Below are 25,869 nucleotides of genomic sequence, written 5' to 3' on the forward strand. Positions count from 1 at the left end.
CTTCTGTACTTTAAGGGACCAATTTAACTTTTTCGATACAAGGGAATTGTCGCTCCCCCATAGGGCATGAGAATAATACTTTGGTCTTTTTGATTCACTCCTGCCAATTCTAAGGCCTGTTCCAACGAGTTAACTCCGATAATCCCCATGGGTTCAACAAGTTTAGGCTCAATTTTTGAGTAAAGGACTACTTTAGCCTTGCCGGCGGCTTCTACTGCCGCATAGAAAATATAACCGGGAATTGTAAAGTTCTTGCGAAGTTCCGGATCAAGCCTCTTTTCTTTAAGTGGCTGGCTCCAGCCGAAGAACTCATCTGCTCCGGCACCTTCTCGGCATTCCGCGAGGACGAGAATCGTTCCGCCATCCTTGACCGCAAGGGAAGCGTTAAAGAGGGTCTTGGTACTTTGATAAAGAGAAATATCCTTGGGAAATCCTCCGCAGCCGGCGATCACCAGGTCGGCCTTTTTCCCAATGGGCACCCCGTAATTTTCGTCTGCCCACCGACAGCCCTCTTCCCAGGCTTTAAGCCAATGACCGGCCACTAATTTAGCGATCCGTCCATCGGTATGGATAATAGCATTAATTAAAAAATCCGGATTCACTAAACGGGTTGCATCGACCATATCTTCATGTAAGGGATTATCAATAAGTGCCCCTACTCCGATTAGAGGGTTGGATTGCTCCCCATGAGGATCTAAAGAGTGAAGATGATTTTGCGCTATAGTCTTACGACTTGCTACGCCGGGGAGAATGGACTTACGCCCCCCGCCGAAACCGGCCATCAGGTGGTGGACGATTCCACCCGTAAGAATAACCTTTCGATCGACTACCAACTTATTGACTGCCACTTCCGTTCCCCGTGGAGTTATTCCCACCTTCACCATTTCGGAATGGTCACAGTCATGGTCGATCACTTCAATCCGTGTATAAACATCCTCTCCGACAATCTTTTTGTGTTCTTCCGGAGTTTGGCCACGGTGGGTACCGGTAGCAGTCAAAATTAGGATGTCCCTATCCGGGATTCCTAACTTATTCAACTCATTTACAATAGTCGGTAAATATTCATGAAGCTTAACCAGTCGTGTAATATCACTTACGACAATAGTAACTTTGTCTCCGGCTTGAAAAAGGGTATTAAATGGGGGAGAGGCAATGGGTTCATCAAGAATCCGCTTTACTTCCTTTGCTACATCCTCCAAAGGCTGAATATCCTTAGCATGAAGTTCTTGGATGACTTGTTCCGGGTTCAAAAATAAACCGTGATAACCTTCGCCATACTTAAAGTTATACTCTTGCTTCATAATTGCTCCTTTCCCTAGTTTTACTTTGTACATATTAGCGCAGCCAAACGCATTATTTGTAATTATACTCTTTTTCATCTGATTTTGTAACCTTAAAAGTCTTAGGTATGTCGATAAATGTGCAAAGCCCCGCTCCTTGGCTTAGAGTAAAATGGGATTTTCGGCTAAAATAAGACACTATGCCTGATTAAAAGCATTACTAAGGATGCCTTCTTCGACAGGCTTCACTTCTTCAACATGAGATAATTATGCGTGTAGTTGAAGGAGTGAAGGATTTGAAGAGGAGAACAAAAAAGAGCAAGATTATGGCTTCCCTTTTAACCTTTTGGTGCTGTACTTACCTTACCGCACCGATCTATGCAACCACCGGATCAGTGGCTGCAACTCTCCCAAGAGCTGATTTAACTCAGAGCGATAACTTTGCCCAGGAGGATATTACTGCAAAGAACATTACTCATAAAAGGCTTTCCGGAGATACCAGGTACGAGACGGCCAAAGTTATATCTGAGTATTTTAGTATGGCCAAGGTTAAGAACATAATTTTAACAACCGGGAATGAATTTGCCGATGCCTTGTCCGCTAGTGTTTTAGCCGGTGAATTACAGGCCCCTATTTTACTAGTCGATTCTACCATCGAAAAATCCCAAGATGCTTTTGCTTATGTTCGGGAAAATCTTGAACCTGAGGGAAGAATTTATATCATCGGGGGCACAGGAATCATCGGCGAAGAATTTGAGAATGAACTGCATAATTTTGGGTTCTCCGACTTAGTTAGAATTGAAGGAAAGAATCGGTATGATACATCTTACCAAATCGCCTGTGCCCTTGAAGCCGGTAATGTATCTACCGTAATCATATCCTCCGGTGAACAATACCCGGATGCTTTAAGCATTTCCGGTTTTGCCGCTAATCAAGGTTGGCCAATTCTGTTATCTCCTCAAATTGCTCTTGCTCAGGAGGTAAAAGCGTTTTTGCGGGAAAAGCAGCCGGCCAAGGTTTATATCACGGGGGGAACCGGAGCGATTTCGGAAAAGGTCTTAGCGGAAATAGCGGGGGTACTGCCTCTAGCCGGCGTAGAAAGACTGGCTGGTCAATCCCGCTTTGATACCAATATTTTAATTGCCAAAACTTTCGCCGAGAACCCTAAGACTTTGTTTTTAACCACGGGCAATAATTTTGCCGATGCTTTAGCCGGTAGTGTTGTGGCCGCCCAAACAGGGGACCCGATAATATTTATTGACCCTAATTCACCAACCTTGCCCAAGCCGGCAGCCAATTACCTTAGAGATCTTTACACCAACGGGTTGAAGCCACAGTTAGTTACCTTTGGGGGTAGTGGAGTGGTCCCCGCAGAAATGGTGGAGAATGTTACGGACTTACTTACCGGGAAAGCTGAAATAACCGATATACACTCAATTCCTGACGTCGCGGCAACCGTCGCCCAAGGCGGTAAATTTTCCTTGCCCACAGCAGTTCAAGCCCGACTTTATAATAGCGATAATGTGGAGGTGACGGTTAAGTGGAATACCACAGTTGCAGATACTTCTACTCAAGGCTTAAAGGTTTTTGAAGGTGTTGTGGAGGGCTATAAGAAAACGGTTAGACTTAAGCTTAAAGTTACCGACCCTCTTCCAATTGCTGAATACTCGACGCATTTTAATCCCCAAGAAATCAACCGTACCGAGAACATCCGCTTAGCTGCTAAGGCGATTGATGGCAAGGTGTTAGCACCTGGGGAAAGCTTCTCCTTTAATGAGACTGTCGGCGAACGAACTTATGAAGCAGGTTATAAAGAGGCGATAGTAATTGAAGGAAATGCTTTTATTCCCGGCCTCGGGGGAGGAATTTGTCAAGTATCCTCCACCCTGTATAATGCCACCGATCTTGCCAAGCTGGAAATTGTTGAAAGACACCATCACTCGTTGACAGTTGGTTATGTACCGGCCGGGCGAGATGCCACTGTTGCCTGGCCGGTCTTAGATTTTAAGTTTAGAAACAACACTGCGGATAATCTGGTAATCCGTACTTCGGTTGGGGAAGGCATATTAACGATTAAGCTTTTCGAAGAGTACCCGTCTTCGTCAAAGTCTTAAGCAGTAGATTATTGTCGCGGACTAAAATTGGATTTGTAGGGTTAAAGGGGACGTCTCTTGTGGTTTTGAGCCATGGGAAACGTCCCTTGGTTTATCGATTCTGTTTGTGATCATGGTGAGTACATTTGCGATCACCAAATGAACCGTTGAAGAAAGAAAGGGTATCCTCATATAAGTTTGTTAGAAGTCAGAAGACAGGTGATTATGATTATGATCAGGGCATTCAATAAATGGCGAATACTCTGAATTTTCTGTTGGCATGGAATTTGCAATAATAGAACAGCAGGTGGAGGCTGTTCAATACATTGAAGCAAGTCGGGAGGAGATTATCTGTGATAATTATTGGCGAAAAAATTAACGGCTCGATTCCATCCATGGGAAAAGCCATCCGTGAAAAAAACGCAGACTACATTCGCGATTGTGCAAAGAAGCAAATGGAAGCAGGTGCGCATTATCTTGATGTGTGCGCCTCGGTGGAAGTGGAATCTGAGGTTGAGACATTGAAATGGCTGATTGATCTGGTGCAGGAGGTTTCAGATCTGCCGATTTGTGTGGATAGTCCGAGTCCCCGCTCCCTCGTAGCTGCTTTGCCCTTCTGTAAAAAGCCGGGCTTGGTTAATTCGGTATCAATGGAAGGGGATAAAGTCGAGGCAATATTCCCGGTTATTGCCGAAACGGATTGGCAATGCGTAGCCCTACTCTGCGATGATCGTGGGATACCGAATTCCGTGGAAAGACGCTTGGAAGTTTTTGAGAACATTATGAAGAGAGCAGAAGAGTTCCAAATCGATCCATCCCGCTTGCATATCGACCCATTGGTTGAGACGTTGGCGACAAAGGAAACATCTTTAACAACCTTTGTTGAATGTACAAAGGAAATCAAGAAACGCCATCCAACGATTCATGTCACAAGTGGTCTGAGTAATATTTCCTTCGGTTTGCCTGCCCGCAAACTGATTAACCAGACCTTCCTGATCTTAGCCATGAATGCCGGTATGGATAGTGCCATTATGGATCCCACGAACAGAGATCTATTAGGGATGATGTATGCAGCGGAGGCACTATTACAAGCGGATGAAGACTGCCTCGAGTATATTTCAGCATTTAGAGAGGGTCGTATTGGGCCATTGCCAAAAGCTTAAAACTTCAAAACCAAAGTTTAAAGTTTAGAGCTTAAAGCCCAGTTATAGAAAAAATAAATCTATAGAAAAATGGAGGGATTACGATGTCAAAAATCCAGGAAATTTCCAACGCGGTTGAATCAGGCAAGAAAAAGTTAGTCGTAGAACTTGTGCAACAAGCCTTAACAGAAGGTCACAGCCCCCTTGATATCTTAAATCAAGGCATGATTAGTGCAATGGGGGTTGTTGGTGAAAAGTTCAAAGCCAATGAAATCTTTGTTCCCGAAATGCTTGTTGCTGCCCGCGCCATGAAAGCTGGGGTGGAAGTCTTAAAGCCCCATTTAGGTGACAATGATGGTGGATCACGGGGTAAGTTTATTATCGGTTCGGTAGAGGGGGATTTGCACGATATCGGCAAAAACCTTGTTGCGATGATGGTAGAAAGTGCAGGATTTACAGTACTCGATATCGGTGTCGATGTTTCCGCAGAAAAGTTAATCGAAGCAATTAAAGCAAACCCGGATTGCAACCTGGTCGGTTTATCTTCTTTGTTAACCACCACTATGCCTGCCATGAAAAAAATAGTTGCCGCCATTAAAGAAGCAGGTTTGCATGAGCAAGTTAAGGTCATGGTGGGAGGGGCGCCGATTAGTAAGGAGTTTGCTGATTCTATCGGTGCAGATGCCTTTGCAGCCGATGCCGCATCAGCGGCAGCGATAGCCAAAGAATTGGTTGGCTAACCCCAAAAGTAACAAAAAATATTATGTGGAGGGATAAAAATGGATAGTCGCGAAAGACTTTTAACCGCACTGAATCATAAGGAACCGGATCGGATACCTCTTGACTTAGGTGCCGGATGCTCTTGTAAATTTACTGTATATTTTTATAAGAAGCTCTTGGATTACTTTGGTATTGAAGAAGACATAGTTATGAATCATATTCCTTACCAGCTTGTAACAGCATCCGACAAAGTGCTGGATCTTTTGAAATGCGATGTACGAGCTGCCGCTCTTCACCCTATCCCCCAAGTTGAAAACCCTTACGCGAAAAAATGGGAAGACGCAGAAAGTTACCACTATATCAATAATTGGGGTACTGAATATAGAATGCCCAAACATCAGGGCTTGTACTATGACTTGGTCGGTGGTGTGCTGCAGGACTCCGAGGATGAAGAAGAAGACCGGAAGTTCATCTGGCCGGTGCCGGAGAAGTTTCCGGCTGCCGATCGCAAACAGCTGGAAGACTATCGTGCGGCAGGATTTGCTACCACCATCTCGGAACAGTTCGGCAATGGCTTCCTCCAGCAGGGACCATTGATGTGGGGCTTCGAAAATTGGTTTGCTATGTTGCTTACAGAACCGGAACGCTGCACACAGTTTATGGATAAGTTGCTGGAGAAAAAAATCGAGTACTATGATAACATCTTAGAAGTTTATGGCGGACTGGTTGACGTTTGCTGTGAGGCCGATGATTTCGGCACCCAGCGCGGAACCTTTATTTCCCCACAACTGATCAAAGATATGGTTCTCCCTTATCACAAGAAATTGAATGACTACCTCAAAGCCAAGGGCGTCGGTCATATGACCTTACACAGCTGTGGCTCGGTAGAAGCGATAATTCCCGATATCATCGAAGCAGGCTTTACTTGCCTGAATCCGGTACAGATATCTGCGGCAAATATGAGCCCGGAACACCTGAAAAAAACTTACGGCAAAGACATCACCTTCTGGGGTGGAGGCATCAACACACAGGCAACCCTTCCTAAAGGAACACCGGAACAAGTCAGAGAGGAAACCAAGCGAAATATTGATGCCTTTGCAAAAGATGGAGGTTTCGTGTTCTCGACCGTCCACAATGTCCAGGATGATGTTCCTATCGAGAATTTTATCGCCATGTGGGAAACTTTCCAAGACAACTGCAAGTATTAATTAGCAAATACTATATCAAAACCGAGGAAGATCCAGCCTTCCTCGGTTTTTAAATATAACAAAGCGGTTTCTTCCTTAGAGGCTAACGGAATAGACGTTTTATCTTTAATTAAACACTATGGAATACCCTATAAAAATAATGAAAATTCCATTTCCTATGTAGCAATGATCTTGTTAGTCTTTTGGATTATCCACCGGTAGCTGCCCCCGTAGTAGCGGCATATTGAGCCTGAATATTCTTTTTTACAGCATTGGCAAGGATATCATCTTTGGTGATTTCCTTAGCCCTTTTACGTGCTTCCTTGCGGTCCTCTCTGTCCACAAGATAGGGAAGCAAACCGCCGGCATAGAGCAAGCCGATTAGCTTAGCAGTACGCAGGTCCGGGTTCTCTCCCCGGAGCAGGATCCGATGAATTCGGTCTAAGATATCCTTTTTCGCCCGGATATCGCGAACCGGATAGCGTGTGGTGGTAAAGAACAGGAAGGTTTTTTCTTCCTCTCGTAATAAACTTTTAGCCACCATCTCTTCCAGAAGCCCTTTCCGTAGGCCTTTTAAAGAACTGCGGAGTTTTCCCACCCAATGCTCAGGAGTGCGGTGACGCTTACTGGAACTGATCTGATTCAGAACGAGTTCCAGGCGGGAATCCTTAATTGGCCCTGTATCAAGGACCTCTAAGGTTTTCTTTTCTGCCTGAATCCGCTTAAGAGACTCCAACTCCATGAGCAGCGCACCTGTGAGGCAGGAATCTACAACCGAGCTGGCTGTGAAGGAAAAGTTACCCTTATTCTCATTTAGGGATAGGAGAAGAACTTCTTCCATTAAGGTTAAAATATTAATCTCCTCCTTCATCAGGTGTTTCCGCATCCTTAGTTAGGCGGCCTGCTTTGCGGGTGGCTTCCCGGAGCAGGAACTCAATATGAGAGTTAACGCTTCGAAATTCATCGGCTGCCCACTTTTCCAGGGAGCGATAAAGGTTAGGGTCTAACCTTAGCGCAAATTGTTTTTTGGGCATGCATATCAACACCTGTCATATTTTAGAAGTCAAAAGTCGGGGCCAGTGGTCGGATATGGACATCCGCTAACTGGATAAGCCGAATATCAAATTTGCTTATTCCTTGAACTCTGATCTGGTATTAGTATAACTTGCTTTGAAACAGAGAACCTGTCCCCCTGTTTCAATAAAGGGTGCCTGTGTTAATTACAGGCTGGGCGGAACGATCGGAGACAATGGCGACAAGGAGATTATTAATCATAGCGGCTTTGCGCTCTTCATCCAGCTGAACTACATTATCTTTTTCCAGACGTTCCACAGCCATCTGTACCATCCCCATCGCACCTTCAACGATGATCTGACGGGCATCCAGGATGGCATTGGCCTGTTGCCGTTGGAGCATGGCGCCGGCGATTTCGGTAGCATAGGCAAGATGGGTCAGTCTTGCTTCGGAAATCTCTACCCCCGCTACTTTTAACCGTTCCTCAAGTTCTTTAGTCAGTTCACGAGCTACTTCTTCGGAATTGCCCCGCAGGGAATACCCTTCTTCAGCGAAGTTATCATAGGGGTAGCGGCTGGTCACATGCCGGAGAGCGGTTTCACTTTGAATCTCAACAAACTGTTCGTATTTATCCACATCAAAGACAGCTTTCGCGGTATCGATAACCCGGAAAACGATAACGGCGGCGATTTCAATCGGGTTTCCTTCCACATCATTGACCTTCAAAGTTTTACTGTTAAAGTTGCGTACCCGTAAGGAGACGGATTTGCGCATAGAAAGTGGGATGGTAAACCACAAGCCGGGTTCGCGGATAGTACCTACATAGCTCCCGAAGAAGGTTACCACGTAAGACTTATTGGGTTGAACGACAACAATCCCGCTGGACAAAAGTATGCCGATTACAATGAGGGTGATACCCAAGATGATTTTGGCTTGAATCAGGAGCGCAGTGCCTCCGACCAATAGGGCCAAAAGGATAATTACTGCGAGATAACCATTGAGCCCCCAAGCTTTCTTTTCTTTCATAAACTATGACCTCCTTTGTAAGATTAGTCTAAGCATAGACTGAAATTGTTTTGATAGCAACATGATATCACTGTTACAGTAAAATGTAAACAGAAAGGCTCCTGATTCAATTAAAAGGTTAAGATTTGTTGCAAAGGTAATACAGTTTGCCGAATTATATAGTACAGTTTGTCCTAAAGAAAAAGTCTCTACCGGATATCAGCAGAGACTAGGCATAACTTGACTTCAATGACTTAAGATATTCTTGGGTAGATATTCCATAGAATCAACCCTCATTGAGGATGAGTGCCATCATGACAAGATCTTCATCAGTATTGTTTTCCAGGCCGTGGCTTTCACCTACTTTAATAATGCAAACATCGCCGGGCCCGACTTCAGTGCGTGTACCGTCGTTATCCGTGAAGATTCCTTTTCCGGAGAGGATGTAATAAGGCTCCATGTTTCCGATGTGTTGGTGATAACCAATACTGCTGTGAGGTTTTACAGTGACCTTAGCGTAGGCGGCTCCATGCCCCATCATTTCCTCCTTGGTTAAGATGTGGGAAAAAACGACACTTCCTTGGCCCCCGCGGGCGTTATGTACAGTTTCTTCAATGGTTTTTCTAATCATAAAAATTCCTCCTCACTTAAAAAGAACGATCAAAGATATGATCACACCATAACATAACTTTTCGGAATAAAAAAGTGATCTTTTGCAATCTAAAACTCCCTAAGCTTATAGCTTCGTACCGCATTGGGAACAATAGCTGGCCCCTTCCCGAACCTTTTTGCCGCAGGTGGGGCAGAAGTTCACGGGGGAGTCATCAGAATCCCTTGGCGAGGTCGATGGAGAAACGGGAGGGGTATAACTGGAAGGAGCATAGGGGTCAGTCGGTGGGATGTAGATATGAGAGGAAGGAGTTGCCGATTCGCCGGGTGACCTATGGGGATCTTCCGGTTGAGTATAAGGATTGCCGGAGGGATAGTCGGGGTTGCTTGGTGACGGCGTAGATGGAGCAGGTTCAGAAGTAGTATAGTCTTTATTGGGGGCGTCAGGGGGATAATTCTGAGGAGTATAGAGAGAGTTGTCTGATCGCGAAACCGGAGCAGTAGTTATGTCTGATCCGGTAGGAGTCCAGGAGGTAGGAGCGGGGGAACTTTCCGAAGGGGAAGTATAAAGATTTGCGACGGGGATAGGTTGCTCTTCTTCTTCAAGGGTGAATACCCAAACAATGGGTAGGATTGCTACAAAGGGCGAAGTAATAAAGATAATCAAAAGCCCGATATCAGGTGCGCTGCGATCAATAAAGCTGATTAACAGTTGAATACCCAACAATGTTAAAAAGACTCCCCATAAGGGTCCCATATGTCGACGGTAGAACCGCCAACTTTCTTTAAAGGCCTTACCAAAGGGAAGGTGAAGCCGGTTTAACATCGTATAGGGTGCCGCAGAAATCCAAGGAGCCAGGAAGATTCCCAGAGCAACGAGGGCAAGACCATAGCCAATGCCAAAGAAGGCCTTTGCATATTCGGAGTGAAACCTGAAAGCGATTAATACCCCTAACCCAACGAGGACAATTCCTATGATGCCGATTACACCGTACCAGCCTAACACACGCAGAAAGCCTTTCAGTCGGATATCACGAAATTGAGCTTTTTCGCTGTAGGCTTTTTTGGTGAGATGAAAGACCCCGGCCAGGAAAAATGCAGCCAGGAACCAACCGACCAACAGGAGCAGGGCTATACTAAGTAAAATCAGGGGAGCCATATCCCAATAGGGTGCAAATTCGTTAAAGAAGTCGAATCCATAGCTGTAGCCGTTGTCATAACCCATTGCGGGATCATATCCCGGCGGTACAGGGATATTAGGGTCCATATAGGGGGTGGCTGAGAGGGACGGATTAAACCCATGAACGCGCATAAAGGGTAAAAGGGTAGCCCCCACAGTAATAACGGCAATGATGATGCCGATAAGGGAGAAAAGGATGTAAAAGCCGTAGAGGGGTAATGCCATTCTTTTAAAGGTCTCGATGGTTTTTTTCATACGGTCAGTCCAAGTCAATATCATCCCGCCTTTCTGTACTACATTAATATTACACGGGGGATTCTTTTTTGGATAGGTTTTTTGTTTATTTACCTTATGTAAAAAGAAACTCCTTATACGCGATAAATTTACTTGGAAGAATTTAAGCAAGGGAAATTGGGAGATATGGCGCAAGGGTCAAAATAATTGTTGTATTTTTATACATCAACTAGTATAATGATGCATAACAAGTTCACCAAAGGGTGAATAAGTACGGTATGGACTCAACATTCGGCGAGGGTCTGATCCTCTCTGAAAGAAGTCTCATTAATGAAGAACCAGTACTACACGGAAAGCAATAAAAACATAAAGGAGAGGGAGATGCAGATGCCGGTTTTAGATGTTTTAGATAAAGAAAGATTTGCTGGTCGTGACTATATCTGTCTTCAGTATTTTATCCCGGAAGAAATTAATCACATGCTCAAGGTAGCTATGGAGTTAAAAGAAGAGCGTAAAAAGGGAATTCCTCATCCCATTCTTCAAGGGAAGACCTTAGCCATGATTTTTACTAAGTCTTCCACCCGGACTAGGGTTGCTTTTGAAGCCGGTATGCTTCAATTGGGTGGTCATGCCTTATTTTTAAGCAATAGGGATATTCAAATTGGACGCGGGGAACCTATAAAAGATACTGCTCGCGTCTTATCCCGGATGGTGGATGGGATTATGATCAGAACTCACAGCCATCAGGATGTAATCGAGCTGGCTCAGTATGCCGATATACCGATCATCAATGGACTCAGCGATTTTCTTCATCCTACTCAAGTCCTTGCAGATCTGCTGACTATCCAGGAACATAAGAATCGCTTGGCAGGCCTTAAACTTACCTATATTGGAGATGGGAACAATATGGCTCATTCCCTGATGTTTGCCGGAAAAATGGGGATGCATGTGGTTATTGCCTCACCGGCAGGCTATAAGCCTGATGCTCAAGTCATGGCTGTTGCTCAAGAACAGGCCAAAGCAAACGGTGGCTTAGTAGAGTGGGTGGAAGATCCTCTGGCGGCTGCTAAGGACGCCGATGTACTCTATACGGATGTTTGGGCCAGTATGGGACAGGAGGAAGAGGCCGCAATCCGGATGGAGGCTTTCCAAGGTTATAGAATTGATGGTGAAACCATGGAAAGAGCGAAAGCCGACGCCATCGTCTTGCATTGTCTCCCCGCTCATCGGGGCGAGGAGATCACCGGGGAAGTCCTCGAAGGTCCCCAATCGGTGGTCTTTGATGAAGCAGAGAATCGTCTCCATGCTCATAAAGCGATCATGGCCTTATTGTTATAAAGAAAACTTGCTTTAGGTGGGGTTTTCGTGGTGCTTGCAATGGACAATTAGCAGGATTTTTGGTTTTAATCAAGAAATAATATAAGTTAAGTCGAAGAGTTATAGAAAGGAAGTTATTCCATGAAGAAGGTAGTGCTTGCATATTCCGGAGGTTTGGATACCTCCATCATCATTCCTTGGCTGAAAGAAAACTATGGCTATGAAGTTATTGCCATGGCCGCTGACCTAGGACAAGGGGAAGAGTTAGAGCCCCTTAATGAAAAGGCCATCAAGAGCGGAGCCAGTAAATTATATATAGAAGATTTGCAAGAAGAGTTCGTCACCGATTTTATCTATCCTACTTTAAAAGCCGGTGCGGTTTACGAAGGAAAATACCTCCTAGGGACTTCTTTTGCCCGCCCCTTGATTGCCAGCCGCTTGGTGGAAATCGCCGAGAAGGAGGGAGCCGTGGCTATTGCTCATGGTGCCACAGGCAAAGGAAATGACCAAGTACGCTTTGAATTGGCGGTTAAAGCCTTGAATCCCGACCTGGAAATCATCGCTCCTTGGCGAATCTGGGATATTAAGTCCCGGGAAGATGCCATTGATTATGCTGTTGAGCGGGGAATCCCCGTTCCAGTGACCAAGGACCGTCCCTACAGCATGGACCGGAACCTTTGGCACCTCAGCCATGAGGGGGGCGATTTAGAGGATCCTTGGAATGAACCCAAGAAGGATCTTTATCTGCTTGGAGTTTCCCCGGAGGATGCCCCTGATCAGGCGGAATATGTGGAATTAGACTTTGAACAAGGAATCCCTGTAGCTTTGAATGGGGAAAAACTTGGTCCGGTGCAATTATTGACCGCCCTTAATGCCGCCGGCGGCAAGCACGGTATTGGGATTGTAGATATGGTGGAGAATCGTTTGGTAGGGATGAAATCCCGGGGTGTCTACGAGACCCCGGGAGGAGCTATCCTCTACACTGCCCACCAAGCTTTGGAGCATCTTACTCTTGACCGCTTAACTCTTCATTATAAAGAGCAAATCGCTCTCAAATACGCCGAGCTGGTCTATGACGGTGTCTGGTATTCACCTTTGCGGGAAGCCTTAGACGCTTTTGTGGATGTCACTCAGAAAAACGTTACCGGAACCGTGCGCTTAAAGCTTTACAAAGGCAACTGCAGCCTGGCCGGAGTGAAATCTCCTTACTCCCTTTCTAGCGAAGAATTCGCTACCTTTGGCCGGGACGGGGTCTATAACCAAAAGGATGCCGAAGGTTTCATTAATCTTTTCGGTCTTCCCCTTAAGGTAAGAGCTTTGATGGAGAAAAAGTCAGGGTTGAGGTAACAAAGATAGAAGAAGAAAGCACCCTCAGGGTGCTTTTCTGGCTATTCAGAAAGTATAAGTTTCAAGGCGCATCAGGGCAACCAACGACTTGGCTTTCGCTAAAGCAACAAGTGCGAAAGCAGTGCTTTCGTGGCGAAGCCGGGTTTTCTTTAGCATATCAGTACGTTTGTCATCCTGAAGGAAGCATGACTGAAGGATCTTGTAGTCTATTTCGGGTCAAGATACTTCGCTAATCGCTCAGTATGACATAGACCAAAGCACCTGTCATCCTGAGCAAGTGCGAAGGATCTAACTACTCTGTATATATGAAAGGATGAAATTATAGATGAAACTTTGGGGTGGCCGTTTCGAAAAATCAACTGATGCTTTGGTGGAGGATTTTCATTCCTCGATCTCTTTTGACCAACGATTGTACAAGCAGGATATTCAAGGAAGTATCGCCCATGCCCGGATGCTGGGGGAGATAGGAGTTCTGACCCCCGAAGAAGCAGAACAAATCATGGAGGGTCTTAAAGGCATCCTAACGGATATTCAAGCCGGCAAGATCGAATTCGAGATTGGTGCCGAAGATATTCATATGAATGTAGAAAAACTTCTCACGGAACGGGTGGGTACCGTGGGAAAGAAAGTACATACGGGAAGAAGCCGCAATGATCAAGTGGCTTTGGATTTGCGCCTATTCTTAAGGGAAGAGATTGACCATACCCAGGATTTGCTGGTTAGCCTTTTGAGGACCATTTTGAATTTAGCCAAGGAACATCAAGAGACTTGGATGCCGGGCTATACCCACCTTCAAAAAGCGCAGCCTATCTCTTTCGCTCACCATATAATGGCTTATGCCCAAATGTTTTTAAGAGATTTGGGCCGTCTAAAGGATACCCGCAAACGCCTTAATGTATCCCCCCTGGGCTCAGGTGCCTTGGCAGGAACCACTTTTCCCCTGAAACGGGAAATGGTGGCCCAAGAGCTGGGCTTTGACGGTATTACCTGGAACTCCCTTGACGGGGTTAGTGATCGGGATTTTGCTCTCGAATTCCTCAGTGCAGCTTCTATTTTAATGATGCATCTCAGCAGACTTTGCGAAGAATTAGTCCTGTGGTCCACAGGCGAGTTTCAATTTGTGATCATGGATGATGGCTATTCCACCGGCTCCAGCATCATGCCGCAAAAGAAAAACCCCGATGTGGCCGAATTAGTTCGTGGCAAAACGGGGCGGGTCTATGGCGATTTAATTGCGCTGCTTACAGTAATGAAAGGACTGCCTCTTGCTTATAATAAGGACATGCAGGAAGATAAGGAACAGGTTTTTGACGCGGTGGATACCATCCAAAAATCCCTCCTGGTAGTTGAGCCCATGCTAAGAACCATGAAGGTAAATAAAAAGGCCATGGCCGAGGGTGCCAAAGGCGGCTTTACTAATGCTACGGATTTAGCGGATTATTTAGCCAAGAAAAACGTACCCTTTAGAGAAGCCCATGAAATTGTAGGCAAGTTGGTTCTTCATTGTTCCAAGCGGGGCTGTGGACTTGAGGATTTGACCTTAGCGGAGTTTAAGGAGCATTCCTCTGTATTTGCCGAAGATCTCTTTGCAAGCATCGGCATCGAGTATTGTGTCCGCCAACGGAATATCCCCGGCGGCCCTTCGCCGGAAACTGTCGCTCAGGGGATTCTTTTAACAGAGAAGGCTTTAGAACAATTGATCGGTGGATAATGTGGATAACGTGGAAAAGCTGTGGACAACTCCTTGAATTACCCATACGGGGTATAGATAATCAGGGGAAATATCCAGATAAATCACTGGTACAAGTCTGTTATCAGAAGAAATGCGTAAGGGACCTGTGTATAGTGTGGATAACTTTGTGGATAAGTAGAGAATAAGTAGGAAAAACCCGAGGATAATTTGGGATAGGTTCCTCATTTCTGGGGATAAAAGAGAAAGAACTGGGGAAAAAGGAGAAAAGGGATGCGGTACAGAAGAGGAGGCCATGCAATGCGTGACGTTGCTTTATTAACTGATTTGTATCAACTGACGATGATGCAAGGCTATTTCCAAAATGGTTATGATGATAGGGAGGCAGTATTTGATCTGTATTTCCGCAAGATCCCCAGCGGTGGCGGCTATGCCATTGCCGCCGGTTTGGAACAGGTAGTGGAATATATCGAAAGCCTCCGGTTTTCTGCTGAGGATATTAACTATCTCAAGAGTTTAGACTTATTTGATACGGATTTCCTCGATGTTTTGCAGGATTTTCGGTTTCATGGGGATATTGATGCGGTGCCTGAGGGAACGGTAGTTTTCCCCTACGAACCCCTGGTCAGGGTAAAGGGCAGGATCTTTGAGGCGCAGCTTATGGAGACGGCCTTACTTAATCTAATCAATTTCGAGACCCTCATTGCCACCAAGGCCTCCCGAGTAGTCTCAGCCACCGGGAGAGGGCATGTAATGGAATTCGGTCTAAGACGGGCTCAAGGACCGGATGCGGGAATCCTCGGATCCAGGGCGGCCTTTATCGGCGGTTGCAACTCTACCTCCAATGTGCTGGCGGGAAAAAGGTTTGGCATCCCGGTTTCCGGAACTCAGGCTCATAGCTGGATTCAATGTTTCCCCAGCGAATTGGCGGCTTTCCGGGCCTATGCCCGAACCTTCCCGGATCAATGTTTGCTTTTGGTGGATACCTATAATGTCCTTAAATCGGGAGTCCCCAATGCCATCAAGGTAGGGTTGGAACTGGAGGCGGAGGGACATCGTTTTTTGGGTATCCGTATTGACAGCGGCGACTTAACTTATCTTTCCCGGGAAGCCCGCAAAATGCTTGATGAAGCGGGCCTGCCTCACGCCAAGATCGTGGGCTCCAATGATTTGGATGAGCATACAATTACGGCTATTCGTACCCAAGGCGCGGCTATCGACTCCTGGGGTGTGGGAACCAATTTGATCACCTCCAAAGATACCCCGGCTCTTGGTGGAGTCTACAAACTGGCGGCCGAAGGTAAAGATGGGTTATTTGAACCACGTCTTAAGGTCTCCGAGAATATAACGAAGATAACTAATCCGGGAATAAAAAAAATTGTCCGTTTTTACGATCGGCAAGGGAAAGCCATGGCTGACTTAATCGCTTTAGATGATGAGCATTTTGAAGAACCCTTAACCATCTTTGACCCGATCGAGACCTGGAAACGCAAGACCCTTACCAATTTCAAGACCAGGGAGCTTTTTGTTCCGGTTTTCCGGGGGGGTAAGCGTGTTTATGACCTGCCGGACCTCAAGGAGATTCAAGCTTATGCCCAAAAGGAATTGGATACTCTATGGGACGAAGTTAAACGCCTGGTTAACCCCCACCGATATATCGTAGACTTATCGCCTAAGCTTTTTGAACTGAGGCAGTCCTTGCTGTTGGAAATCAGCAATAAGGTCCAAGAGGTTAATCGAAAGTAAATCATAGGTGAATAATAGGTTAGGTAAGTGACGTCATAGAGAGGGTGAAAGATATGTGGAATACGGAAGAGTTGGAGAAAAGAATTAATCTGGCTATCCAGTGGCTGCGTGAGCGTGTTCAAGATGCTCATGCCCAGGGGTTGGTAGTAGGCTTATCGGGAGGGGTAGATTCTGCGGTTGTAGCGGGCCTAATTAAGCGGGCTTTTCCTGATAATTCTATGGGAGTTATCCTGCCGGCCGCTTCCAATCCCACGGATGTGGAAGATGCCTGGTTGACTGCTAATAGATTGTCCTTAAAAGCCATAGAAGCGGATTTAGGTGATGCTCATCAGGAAATTATGACTTCAGTCAAAAAAGCCTTAAGCGCCCAAGGGCATACCTTTGAAGAACAGCCGGTTCAAGGAAATTTAAAAGCCCGCCTACGGATGTCTGCCTTGTACACAGTAGCAAATTCTTTGAATTATCTGGTGGTGGGAACGGACAATGCCCCCGAAACCTATACGGGATACTTCACCAAGTATGGCGATGGGGGAGTGGATATTATCCCCTTATACTCTCTGACCAAAACAGAAGTGCGAGCCTGGGCGGCCCAACTAGGTCTGCCGGAAAGAATAGTCAATCGGGTTCCCACGGCGGGCTTATGGACAGGACAAACCGATGAGCAGGAGATGGGATTCACCTATGACCTTATCGATCGCTACCTTCTTGGGGAACAAGTTCCCGAGGATGTAAAAGAGAAGATCGAAAAGCTGCATCGCCTGAGTGAACATAAGCGCCGGCTTCCTTCGGTCCTGGAATTACCCAAGCTAACCAAGTTGTAAGCAGTAGGAGATAAATATAAAGGACCGAGGTTCAAGGCCCCGGTCCTATGCTCTGGCTTCTAAACGTCTAATTCTATCAGAGATCTGTTTATTGATTTCTAACTGATTTTCGCGAAAGTCAAATAAAGCTTTTACCTTTAGATCCATACTATATTCGACCCGAACCTGGCTTAGACGCACGGAAGTTACCTCTTCTTTGAGTGCGCTTACCTCTTCTTTGAGTGCGCTTACATCTTTTTTGAGTACACTAACATCTTCCTTAAGAGTTATTAGGTCTTGTTGCATTTGTTCTTGATTTACTGCTAAAGTATCAACGGCATTCCATATTTGTTGTTGTTGATTTTCTAAGCGGTCTATTCTCTCAGTAAGTTTTTCCTGACCTATGTTAAGTAATTTTAATTGCTCAAGTATCAGCTCTTGAAACTTCTGATTTTCCATTGGCATTCCTCCATTCAGAATGTACAAGTATACCTACAGTTAATTATACTGTACCTTGTTCTCCGGCGTAAAGACATAATCAGCATTAATTTACCTTTAACTCCCAAAAGCTTTTATGTGGAAATATTCGTGGTACAAGCATAGGATAACAGGAAAGAAAGGAGGGCGCGGCTTGCGTATTGGTGTAGACATTGACGGCGTGGTTTCCGATAGTTATAAGGCTTGGGTTAAGGAAATGAATCAACACTTTGGAACCAATATTTTAGAACTTAAGAATTACGATATGCACTTAGATTTTGGTGTGTCCTGGGAGGAAATGGGTAAATACTTTGAAGCTAATGTGGGCCACCTGTTTGATATACCGGACCCGGTTGCAGGGGCTAAGAAAGGTATTGAAAAACTACTCCGTGAAGGACATGAAATTGTATATATCACCGCTCGCTCCTTGGAGGAGGAGGAATATACAGTTCGTTGGATGAAAAAGCATAAGATTCCTCACGAACAGATTCTTTATACGGGCTTTAAGTGCAAGGTGGAATATGCTCTGCAGAGGCAGTTAGAAATTTTCCTTGAGGATAATTTAGTCAATGCTCAAGCGATTTCTGAAGCAGGGATACCCGTGCTTCTGCTCGATGCCAGCTACAACCAAGCTGAATTGCCACTAGGAATTATTCGCTGCCGGGACTGGCAAGAGATACTCAGGGAGATTGGCAATCGAGCCCCTTACCTCAAATTCGCTTCCAAGTAAGCCTTGCCCACCAAAAGATTACCCTATGTTCATAATAAGTAATGAGATAATCATATCTAAATAAAGAAGTCCCCTTAGTATGCCGGCAGGAGGTCAAAGACCTGGCCGGCCCTAAGGGGCTCATTATTTGGATAACGGATGTCATTCTGAGCGTTGCGAAGGATCTTACAAGATTCTTCACTTCAGGATTAGCTTGTTTTAGTACCCTGGGGTTTATGTTGTTTATCGATAATATGTTGCATGGCCATCACGGGATGATGAATGATCATGCGGGGGCCCGCGTAGCGCATCACATTGCGGATTTTTTCCCGCATATCTTTTTTATAGCAGTGAACGGTGCACTCCCCACAAACCGGCTTATCCTCGCCGAACATACAGCTTTCAGCCCGCTTTTGGGAGTAATTCAACAGCTCCTGACATTCCGGGCATAGTTCCGCCGCGGGTTTATGGTTATCTTTACAAAAAAGCTTGATCATCACTTCAACAGTCTTTTTTTCCCGCTCAGCGCGCGTTGTTTGAGCCATGAAAACCCCTCCTCCGTATAACTTCATTTACAGCGTTCTCTTCCTCAATATTAATATAGTTATTATAGCATGGCTAAGGTTAGGAAAGGAAATACAAGAAGCCTTGAGTCGTGCATGAAGCATACTCAAGGCAAACTATTATCCAAATTTAAGTTCTTTAACCTACCAAACTTTGTCCGACTTTATAAACATCCCCGGCCCCTAGGGTTAGGACCAGGTCCTCGGGAGCCAGAGTCTGAGCCAGGTAGTCCCTGGCCTCTTCGAGGGAGTTTATATAGCGGGCATTGATACCTTGTTGGTTGATAAGATCCGCTAAAGAGGATGCAGAAATAGTATTGAGGTTCTTCTCCCGGGCCGAGGCAAAAATTTCCGTAATTACTACCTCATCGGCAGCTTGGAAAGATTGGGAGAATTCTTGCAAGAGCTTTTCCGTGCGGCTAAAAGTGTGAGGTTGAAAAACAGCCCGAATCCGCCGATCAGGGAAGGAAAGTCGTGCCCCCTCCAAGGTTGAACGTATTTCCGTAGGGTGATGGGCATAGTCGTCAACGATCAGGGCCCCGGCATTAACCCCGACATGTTCGAAACGGCGTTTGGTACCGGTGAAGCGGCCTAAGGATTCCAGAATTTTATCGGCGGGAATTCCGATTTCCAAGCAAAAAGCAATGGAGGCCAAAGCATTAAGAATATTATGTTTGCCACTGACATGGAGGTGCAGGTCACCAAGATAAGTGCCATGGGCGAAAATTTTCATGGAGCTGCCTTCATCATGGAACTGAACCTCAGTGGCTTTAATATCCGCTTCTTCACTGAAGCCAAAGGTAACAATCGGTGCCTGAGCTTGAATTGACTTCCGGTGGGGATCTTCATGCCAGATGAAGATCTTGCCCTGGGGAGGAACTTTTTGGGTGAATTCCGCAAAAGCCGCGACAACATCTTCCAGATCCTTGAAATAATCCGGGTGATCAAATTCGATATTGGTAATAATTAAGTACTCAGGTGAATAATTGAGGAAGTGGCGACGGTATTCACAGGATTCAGCCAGGAAGAAGTCTCCTTTTCCGGAATAAGCATTGCCACCGATGCTGGGAACATCGCTCCCCACAACAATGGTGGGGTCAATTCCACATTGGATAAGCACTAGGCCGATCATGGCAGTTGTAGTAGTTTTACCGTGGGTTCCGGATACGGCAATCCCTCGCTTTTTAGACATAAGTCTGCCCAGGAATTGAGGGTAAGAATAGACTGGAATATTAAGCTCCCGTGCTCGGGCAATCTCTTCATGGTTTTCATTGTAGGCAGCCGAAGCCACAACAAAATCTGCCTTTTCCACATTGGCTGCAGCAAAGTCCAGGACAGGGATATGGGCACGCTCCAGAACGGCATCCGTAAAGAATCGCTCGGAAACGTCGGAGCCGGTGATTATAGCTCCCTCGATCTGGGCACTAACCTGGGCCAAGGCACTTACTCCGGTACCCTTTATTCCAACAAAATGAATATGTAATGGCAAGATGCATCTTCCCTTTCAGTTTCGAACTCTACACTCCATTATACCCAATAGTGGAGCAAAATGTATCATTTTATCCACGGAAATTTTTAGGTGGGAAGTCCTGATGCAATTCACGGATAGTATCGGACCATTCGCCAGAAATTTCAGACAATTGGGGTAAAAATATAGAGGGAAACGAAATATCATATTATAATAGTAAAAAAGATATTAGAATATCAGTCCATCTTCTTTAGGAGGGGTTAGAGATGGGTGGAGCAGAATTCGCCTTAGCGAAAGAAAGAGATATGTGGGATGGTATTTTGCTAGATGGATTCATGTCCGGGCGGAATACAATAAGCTATTATCAGGTTGAGAGCGTTTTGTTGGAGTATCCCCATGTCCTGGAAGCAGGGGTTGTGGCGAGGGTTGATGATTCTACACAATCTCAGATTCTAAGTGTTTACTTGGCCCTTGAAGATTGTCCGGTAAGTGAAGGGGAGTATGAACGGTTCACCGAAGAAGTGATCAATTTTGTTCGTCAGAAATTTTCCCTTCGTTGTTCCATTGATGTAAAGGTCAAAGAAAAATTGCCCATGACCCGCTCTGGGAAGATTTTGAGAACGGTTTTACAGAACTGGAATTAATTTTACAGGAATTACTATTTCTACTTTATAGAAGTGGTCGTCCTGAGCAAAGGGAAGGTCTTCAAATAAGATCTTCACGGTGTTCAGAATGGCCATTTTTTGTTTAGGGGACGGAATGGCACCGGGGCTATTCCCTACTGCTTAGGGGGCTTTTGCTCATAGCCGCCGACCATAGCTTGGAGCCTGCTTAAATCCTCGGTGATACCTAGATAGACGTGAAGAAGAATGGTTGAGGTGAGGTAGATTGCTCCGGTATATTTAATCATCCGCAGCACTTGGATACCACCTAGAAGTTTAACTACCCAATCCAGGTGTTCTCCCGCCCAGTAGGAAGCTAAGGAGATAAAGACCAAAAAAGGGAAAAGCAAAAACCAGGAGCCGAAGATGATTTTCTGGCCGATATTATAATGACCGTGGTGAGGGAGTTCAGGGCGGAAAAACAAATAATAGGCAAAGAGGCCCCGAAAACTTTTTATTTCCTGGGCAGAGGGGAGCAAGGAAGTATCTTTGCGTATAAACATATCCACCAGGCGAAAAACAAATAAAGCTGATGCCAGCCAACCGGAGCTCACATGCACCTCAAAAACTTTACCATAGGGAAGAGCAAGAAAAGGTAAAGGTTGATGGAGGATATAGCCTGTAAGAATAATTGCGGTAAGAGAAATAGCAAAACCCCAATGGAAAAAACGAACAGGTGCGGGAAAGGTTTCTGTCAGTTTCTCGATTAAATTTTCTCGCCGCAGCTCCTTTATGACGGCCTTGCGTAGTTTGTGCCGGGGTTGGGTAGCTTTGCAAATTTTATTCTTTATGATCCTCACCCCCTAGTACCGATTCCCCGAATTCTTCTCACAAGATTTTTTAGATTATCAGATTTTCATGCTATATGGGCGGCATTATTGATGGACTTTTTTAAAAATCGTTATACTTTGATGTCCAGAGTACGAAGTCGTTCTCCATCAAGCAAATGGACACTGCAGGAAAAACAGGGATCAAAGGAACGGATCACTCTTCCTGCTTCTTTTAATTCCGGCTGTTTTATGGTCAGGCCGCAAATAGACAACTCACCTACACTTTTGGTTCCGGCAGCATCCCTGGAGCTAAAATTCCAGGCAGAGGGTGTGACGATTTGATAATGTTTAACCCGGCCTTTTTCGATTTTGACCCAGTGCCCCAAGGCACCTCTCATGGCTTCGACATAGCCAATTCCCATCCCGGATTCCTGCTCGACTTTCCTATTCAAGGTCTCAGCTCCAGGGGTCAAACGATCCAGCCAGATCATACAGGCCTCGGCGATTTTCTTGCTCTCCATGACTCGAGACCAATGACGACCAAGAGCTCCATAGCCAATGATTTTTTCTTTAGCAATTACGGCCCGGGCTAAGGGGCCTACTTCCAAGGCGTACCCCTGGTAGCGGGGTGCTTTTATCCAAGTATAGCCATTCGGCTGGTTCCGGTCCGGTTCAGTTTTTCCTTCCCAGGGATGCAGGGGATTCCCTTGCTTATACCAGGCAGTGGTTACCTCTTCCGTAATCAAGCGGTCCTCAAAGGGCTGGTGGCTTCCCTGGAGCACGAGCCCATGAGGGAACAGGGTGCTTCCATCCGGTTGGGTAAAACCACCTACCGAAAGAAAGTTGCCATTGCCTTTGCCTAAATGAACATATTCCGGATAACGTTCCGCCAAAAACTCTACATCCGGGATCATAACATTATTAATAAATTCGATAATAGTTACAAGATAACCCCGAAAGCGATTTACTTTATCTCCATCCACATGCATAGTGCATCCCCCGGGAACAATGCCATGACCATGAGGAGCTTTCCCGCCAAAAACTCCAAAAGCGGCATGTGCATTCCGGGAAATCTCCACGGCTAGAAAGTAATGCTCAGTCATTCGCTTATCCTCTTCCGGACTAAGGCGAAGATCTCCCTCCAAATGCGGTATAAAGGGAGGAATATCCGGTCCCTTAAAATAATCAGGCATACTCATAAGGTAGAAATGACGAAGATGGTTTTGCAGGGTATCGCTTCCCTGGATGAGATTGCGTAGGATCATACCATTCGGAGGAACGGTCATCCCCATAGCTTGCTCAACTGCTTGGGCGGCGGCAACTGCATGGACGGATGAGCAAATTCCGCAAATACGCTGAGTATAATAAGGCATGTCAAAGGCCGCACGGCCTTCAAGAATTATTTCGAAGCCACGAAAGAGGGTATCGGAAATATAGGCATCTTGGATTATCCCATTTTCAAGATGGGCTTCTACCAACATGGGGTTATGAATACGGGTAAAAGGGAAAACAACCTTCTTTTCCAGCAAGCTCACTCCTTGAAACCACTGATAGATTGTAGCTTATCCACTCCGTGGATAAGTCAACTAGGGTTTTGTTCATTCTTCATAAAAGCCAAGTTTCCTATATCATACATCCGGACCTTCGGGCGTGATCTCCTGAAACCATTCACTGGATGGTTTCTTTATCGGAGAATCACGTGCTCAGGCACTCCAAGGCTGGCGAACTTGTTTCCGCAGCAGAATCCTTGGCGAATCTGCTTCATTTGGAGATACGCCTCGGCGAAAATGTCCACTGGACACTTTCGACGCCAAACCTCATGGTAATACCTGATGTGGCCGCTCCTGCACGTCCATGTGCTCGCGGCATCAGGCCGTCCATGGCCAAGCAACCTCGTGGCTGCGCTATTGCTGTGGAAACATTGTCCGCTTGTCAGCCCTTCCGCGCTAAAGAAAACTTGGCTTATGGCGAGTGAAGCGAGGCAGAAGCCTTAGTTGCCTTATGCAGAGTGAAATCGCTCTCTGCTGTATAATAGGCTACGCTTACGAGTCTCAATTTTTTCAGGGCAGACATATATATCGTTTTTTCCTAGGATCTATCCTTTGGCCAATATTTATGATTTGTTTTATTCTTTTTGAGTTTAAGCCTCTTTTTACCTTTTATGGTTGATTTAATTAGGTTACGCTGGAGGCGGCCTTTGGCAAAGGAAGTTAGAAAATAGGTACCGATCCCGAGGGTGGCTACCCCCAGTACCCCGCGCCCGATTCGGTCGGTAGTTTCCCTGCTTCCACCGGGGAAGGGAATGTCGGGAAAATGGGTGGTAAAAGGCTCCATTAGATCCGGATACCCCGGCTCTGTGCAGCCAATACAGGGTGAATTACAGCCGACAGGCCAGTTATAGCGGTCGTTCCAGCGCCGAATCGGACAGTCGGCGTAAGTGACCGGCCCTTTGCAGCCTACTCGGTAAAGGCATTCTTTTTGCCCGATTTCTGTGGCGAATATCCCTTGGTCGTAATAGCGGCGGCGAGGGCAGTTATTATGTATGGTTTCTCCATAAAACATTTTCGGGCGACCGAATTTCTCCAGTTCGGGTTCCCCATAAAGAGCCAGATGAAGGAGTGTACCGACAATCCAATCGGGATGAGCGGGACAGCCGGAAACATTGATCACTTTCCGTTCAGGGAGGATATTTTGCACACCGGTACATTGGGTAGGGTTAGGGAACCCGGCAACCGGTCCTCCGTAGGTTGCACAATGACCGATCGCTACTATATATTTAGCTTTTGAGCCTAGTCTACGCACTAGATCAAGTCCTGTAATCAGTTGATCGTTTTCGATTCCAACATGATTAAAATGTCCTCCATCCCGTCGGATCATCGCCCCTTGGACAATAAGGATAAATTCATGGGCTAATTTTTCCTCTGTCTCTAATAAGACCTTATAGGCAGTTTCTCCTTGAGACTGCATCATGGTCCAATCATAACGCCATTCGGTAATATTATTAAAAATATCGGACAGGGTTGGGGTCCAGATATTATCTAAGGAGATGCTGTCTCCGGTGCAAGTCCCGGTTTCTATCATAATGATGGGAAGCTTTTTGATTACTCCTTGGGCTAAAGCTTTTTCTATTTCGGGGGTTACTAAGCTGATGAAGTTGCCGAGGATTGCACCTTTTACAACCAGTTTAAGGAATTCACGACGGTTTAGCACGGCAATAGCCTCCTTGACAGCATATTTTTCCCCCAATAGCCAAAGAATATTCTTCTTAAACCGTCATTCTAAGCATGGCTAAGAACCTTAATAAGAACCTTAATATAAAAAACGAGAAGTGGAGTTATGCAAAATACATAACTCCACTTCTCGTTGGGTAACGAAGTAGACTGGGTATAATTCCTGCGTCCAGGAATTATTACGCAATGTCAGGCTAACACGGCATTTCTCCTGACTATGACAAAATACCATGTAATTCGGCGAAGATCAAGCAACAATATTATCTTTCGTAGGAAGATACTGCCTGATATGCCAAGAAAGCCTGTATTTGATCTATTTTTTTCCTTTTTTCGCCTTTTGCTTAGGGTGCCTACCCTTTTCAGCAGCAAGTTTTTCCTTTTCAGCTTGCTCTTTTTTGTCTTTATTTTTTTTATTAATCCGATTAGCTGCGAATGCAAAAATCAAGGAAATTATCGCACTTGCCAAATAGGTAAGTTGAATGCTGTCGGCAAAAAAATCGTTTAGTTGAGGGAGAATAATATTACTGAATAGAAATATAATGGCAAAAAGTCCAAAAATAAACATGTCTTCTCTCTTTTGGGATTGCAAATAGCTCACCTCCCCCGTTCTTCATAATTCGCCATTA

At 45.6% G+C, this 25,869-nt stretch carries 25 protein-coding genes; 12 read left to right on the forward strand and 13 right to left on the reverse strand.

The genetic code is table 11. The features are described from left to right. Positions 1–23 precede the first annotated feature (23 nt). Positions 24–1,334, reverse strand: a complete 1,311-nt coding sequence (gene larAH10 / locus AC1U9U_RS00280) for an NPN-dependent 2-hydroxyacid racemase, LarAH10 family (protein WP_479958540.1) — start codon at positions 1,332–1,334, stop codon at positions 24–26. Between the two features lie 215 nt (positions 1,335–1,549). On the opposite strand from larAH10, the gene AC1U9U_RS00285 reads away from it, so the two are divergent. From AC1U9U_RS00285 to AC1U9U_RS00305, 5 genes are all read left to right on the forward strand, one after another. Further along, positions 1,550–3,394 carry a cell wall-binding repeat-containing protein gene (locus AC1U9U_RS00285; protein ID WP_479958541.1) on the forward strand — a complete coding sequence of 615 codons (1,845 nt, stop codon included), beginning with the start codon at positions 1,550–1,552 and terminating at the stop codon, positions 3,392–3,394. Between the two features lie 332 nt (positions 3,395–3,726). Then, positions 3,727–4,536, forward strand: coding sequence for a methyltetrahydrofolate cobalamin methyltransferase (locus AC1U9U_RS00290; RefSeq protein WP_479958542.1), 810 nt, complete (start codon positions 3,727–3,729; stop codon positions 4,534–4,536). Between the two features lie 83 nt (positions 4,537–4,619). Next, positions 4,620–5,255 (forward strand): cobalamin B12-binding domain-containing protein, encoded by a 636-nt coding sequence (locus AC1U9U_RS00295; protein ID WP_479958543.1) that lies wholly within the window; start codon positions 4,620–4,622, stop codon positions 5,253–5,255. Positions 5,256–5,294: 39 nt separating this feature from the next. After that, positions 5,295–6,443: a uroporphyrinogen decarboxylase family protein gene (locus tag AC1U9U_RS00300; protein ID WP_479958544.1), complete on the forward strand. Its 1,149-nt coding sequence runs from the start codon at positions 5,295–5,297 to the stop codon at positions 6,441–6,443. 30 nt (positions 6,444–6,473) lie between these two features. Continuing rightward, positions 6,474–6,644, forward strand: coding sequence for a DUF2284 domain-containing protein (locus AC1U9U_RS00305; protein WP_479958597.1), 171 nt, complete (start codon positions 6,474–6,476; stop codon positions 6,642–6,644). Here the strand turns inward: AC1U9U_RS00305 and AC1U9U_RS00310 are convergent. From AC1U9U_RS00310 to AC1U9U_RS00330, 5 genes are all read right to left on the reverse strand, one after another. Then, positions 6,631–7,293 (reverse strand): GOLPH3/VPS74 family protein, encoded by a 663-nt coding sequence (locus tag AC1U9U_RS00310; RefSeq protein ID WP_479958545.1) that lies wholly within the window; start codon positions 7,291–7,293, stop codon positions 6,631–6,633. The genes AC1U9U_RS00305 and AC1U9U_RS00310 overlap by 14 nt on opposite strands. Beyond that, a complete protein-coding gene (locus AC1U9U_RS00315; protein ID WP_479958546.1) occupies positions 7,277–7,456 on the reverse strand; it encodes a type II toxin-antitoxin system antitoxin in 180 nt (59 codons plus the stop codon). The genes AC1U9U_RS00310 and AC1U9U_RS00315 overlap by 17 nt, the downstream gene beginning before the upstream one ends. 163 nt (positions 7,457–7,619) lie before the next feature. Then, complete coding sequence (locus AC1U9U_RS00320; protein WP_479958547.1) at positions 7,620–8,462, reverse strand: SPFH domain-containing protein; 843 nt, start codon at positions 8,460–8,462, stop codon at positions 7,620–7,622. 265 nt (positions 8,463–8,727) lie between these two features. Continuing rightward, a complete protein-coding gene (locus AC1U9U_RS00325; RefSeq protein WP_479958548.1) occupies positions 8,728–9,072 on the reverse strand; it encodes a cupin domain-containing protein in 345 nt (114 codons plus the stop codon). 105 nt (positions 9,073–9,177) lie between these two features. Next, positions 9,178–10,509, reverse strand: coding sequence for a zinc-ribbon domain-containing protein (locus AC1U9U_RS00330; RefSeq protein WP_479958549.1), 1,332 nt, complete (start codon positions 10,507–10,509; stop codon positions 9,178–9,180). A gap of 336 nt (positions 10,510–10,845) precedes the next feature. Between AC1U9U_RS00330 and argF the strand changes: the two genes are divergently transcribed. The 5 genes from argF to nadE all read left to right on the forward strand — a co-directional run bounded on the left by argF (position 10,846) and on the right by nadE (position 17,385). After that, positions 10,846–11,802, forward strand: coding sequence for an ornithine carbamoyltransferase (argF, locus tag AC1U9U_RS00335; protein WP_479958598.1), 957 nt, complete (start codon positions 10,846–10,848; stop codon positions 11,800–11,802). 120 nt (positions 11,803–11,922) lie between these two features. Beyond that, complete coding sequence (locus AC1U9U_RS00340) at positions 11,923–13,128, forward strand: argininosuccinate synthase (protein ID WP_479958550.1); 1,206 nt, start codon at positions 11,923–11,925, stop codon at positions 13,126–13,128. A 325-nt stretch (positions 13,129–13,453) separates the two neighbouring features. Continuing rightward, positions 13,454–14,839 (forward strand): argininosuccinate lyase, encoded by a 1,386-nt coding sequence (argH, locus tag AC1U9U_RS00345; protein WP_479958551.1) that lies wholly within the window; start codon positions 13,454–13,456, stop codon positions 14,837–14,839. Between the two features lie 279 nt (positions 14,840–15,118). Beyond that, positions 15,119–16,564, forward strand: a complete 1,446-nt coding sequence (locus AC1U9U_RS00350; protein WP_479958552.1) for a nicotinate phosphoribosyltransferase — start codon at positions 15,119–15,121, stop codon at positions 16,562–16,564. 53 nt (positions 16,565–16,617) lie between these two features. Beyond that, a complete protein-coding gene (gene nadE / locus AC1U9U_RS00355) occupies positions 16,618–17,385 on the forward strand; it encodes an NAD(+) synthase (protein WP_479958553.1) in 768 nt (255 codons plus the stop codon). 45 nt (positions 17,386–17,430) lie between these two features. Here nadE and AC1U9U_RS00360 read toward each other — a convergent pair whose 3' ends face one another. Then, a complete protein-coding gene (locus AC1U9U_RS00360) occupies positions 17,431–17,823 on the reverse strand; it encodes a hypothetical protein (RefSeq protein ID WP_479958554.1) in 393 nt (130 codons plus the stop codon). 172 nt (positions 17,824–17,995) lie between these two features. Between AC1U9U_RS00360 and AC1U9U_RS00365 the strand changes: the two genes are divergently transcribed. After that, positions 17,996–18,571 carry a 5' nucleotidase, NT5C type gene (locus AC1U9U_RS00365; protein WP_479958555.1) on the forward strand — a complete coding sequence of 192 codons (576 nt, stop codon included), beginning with the start codon at positions 17,996–17,998 and terminating at the stop codon, positions 18,569–18,571. 188 nt (positions 18,572–18,759) lie between these two features. On the opposite strand, the gene AC1U9U_RS00370 is transcribed toward AC1U9U_RS00365, so the two are convergent. Together AC1U9U_RS00370 and murC are read right to left on the reverse strand one after the other, a co-directional pair. Next, a complete protein-coding gene (locus tag AC1U9U_RS00370; RefSeq protein ID WP_479958556.1) occupies positions 18,760–19,095 on the reverse strand; it encodes a nitrous oxide-stimulated promoter family protein in 336 nt (111 codons plus the stop codon). Between the two features lie 157 nt (positions 19,096–19,252). Then, positions 19,253–20,602: a UDP-N-acetylmuramate--L-alanine ligase gene (murC, locus tag AC1U9U_RS00375; RefSeq protein WP_479958557.1), complete on the reverse strand. Its 1,350-nt coding sequence runs from the start codon at positions 20,600–20,602 to the stop codon at positions 19,253–19,255. A gap of 245 nt (positions 20,603–20,847) precedes the next feature. Between murC and AC1U9U_RS00380 the strand changes: the two genes are divergently transcribed. Then, entirely contained in the window at positions 20,848–21,225 is a 378-nt protein-coding gene (locus AC1U9U_RS00380) for an AMP-binding enzyme (protein ID WP_479958558.1), read from the forward strand. A 134-nt stretch (positions 21,226–21,359) separates the two neighbouring features. Here AC1U9U_RS00380 and AC1U9U_RS00385 read toward each other — a convergent pair whose 3' ends face one another. From AC1U9U_RS00385 to AC1U9U_RS00400, 4 genes are all read right to left on the reverse strand, one after another. Then, entirely contained in the window at positions 21,360–22,034 is a 675-nt protein-coding gene (locus tag AC1U9U_RS00385; RefSeq protein ID WP_479958599.1) for a cytochrome b/b6 domain-containing protein, read from the reverse strand. Positions 22,035–22,144: 110 nt separating this feature from the next. Then, a complete protein-coding gene (locus AC1U9U_RS00390) occupies positions 22,145–23,548 on the reverse strand; it encodes a nickel-dependent hydrogenase large subunit (RefSeq protein WP_479958559.1) in 1,404 nt (467 codons plus the stop codon). Positions 23,549–24,101: 553 nt separating this feature from the next. Continuing rightward, positions 24,102–25,223 (reverse strand): hydrogenase small subunit, encoded by a 1,122-nt coding sequence (locus AC1U9U_RS00395; protein WP_479958560.1) that lies wholly within the window; start codon positions 25,221–25,223, stop codon positions 24,102–24,104. A gap of 333 nt (positions 25,224–25,556) precedes the next feature. Continuing rightward, a complete protein-coding gene (locus AC1U9U_RS00400) occupies positions 25,557–25,832 on the reverse strand; it encodes a hypothetical protein (RefSeq protein ID WP_479958561.1) in 276 nt (91 codons plus the stop codon). Between the last annotated feature and the right edge of the window lie 37 nt (positions 25,833–25,869).

This window comes from Desulfitobacterium sp. (assembly GCF_982384815.1).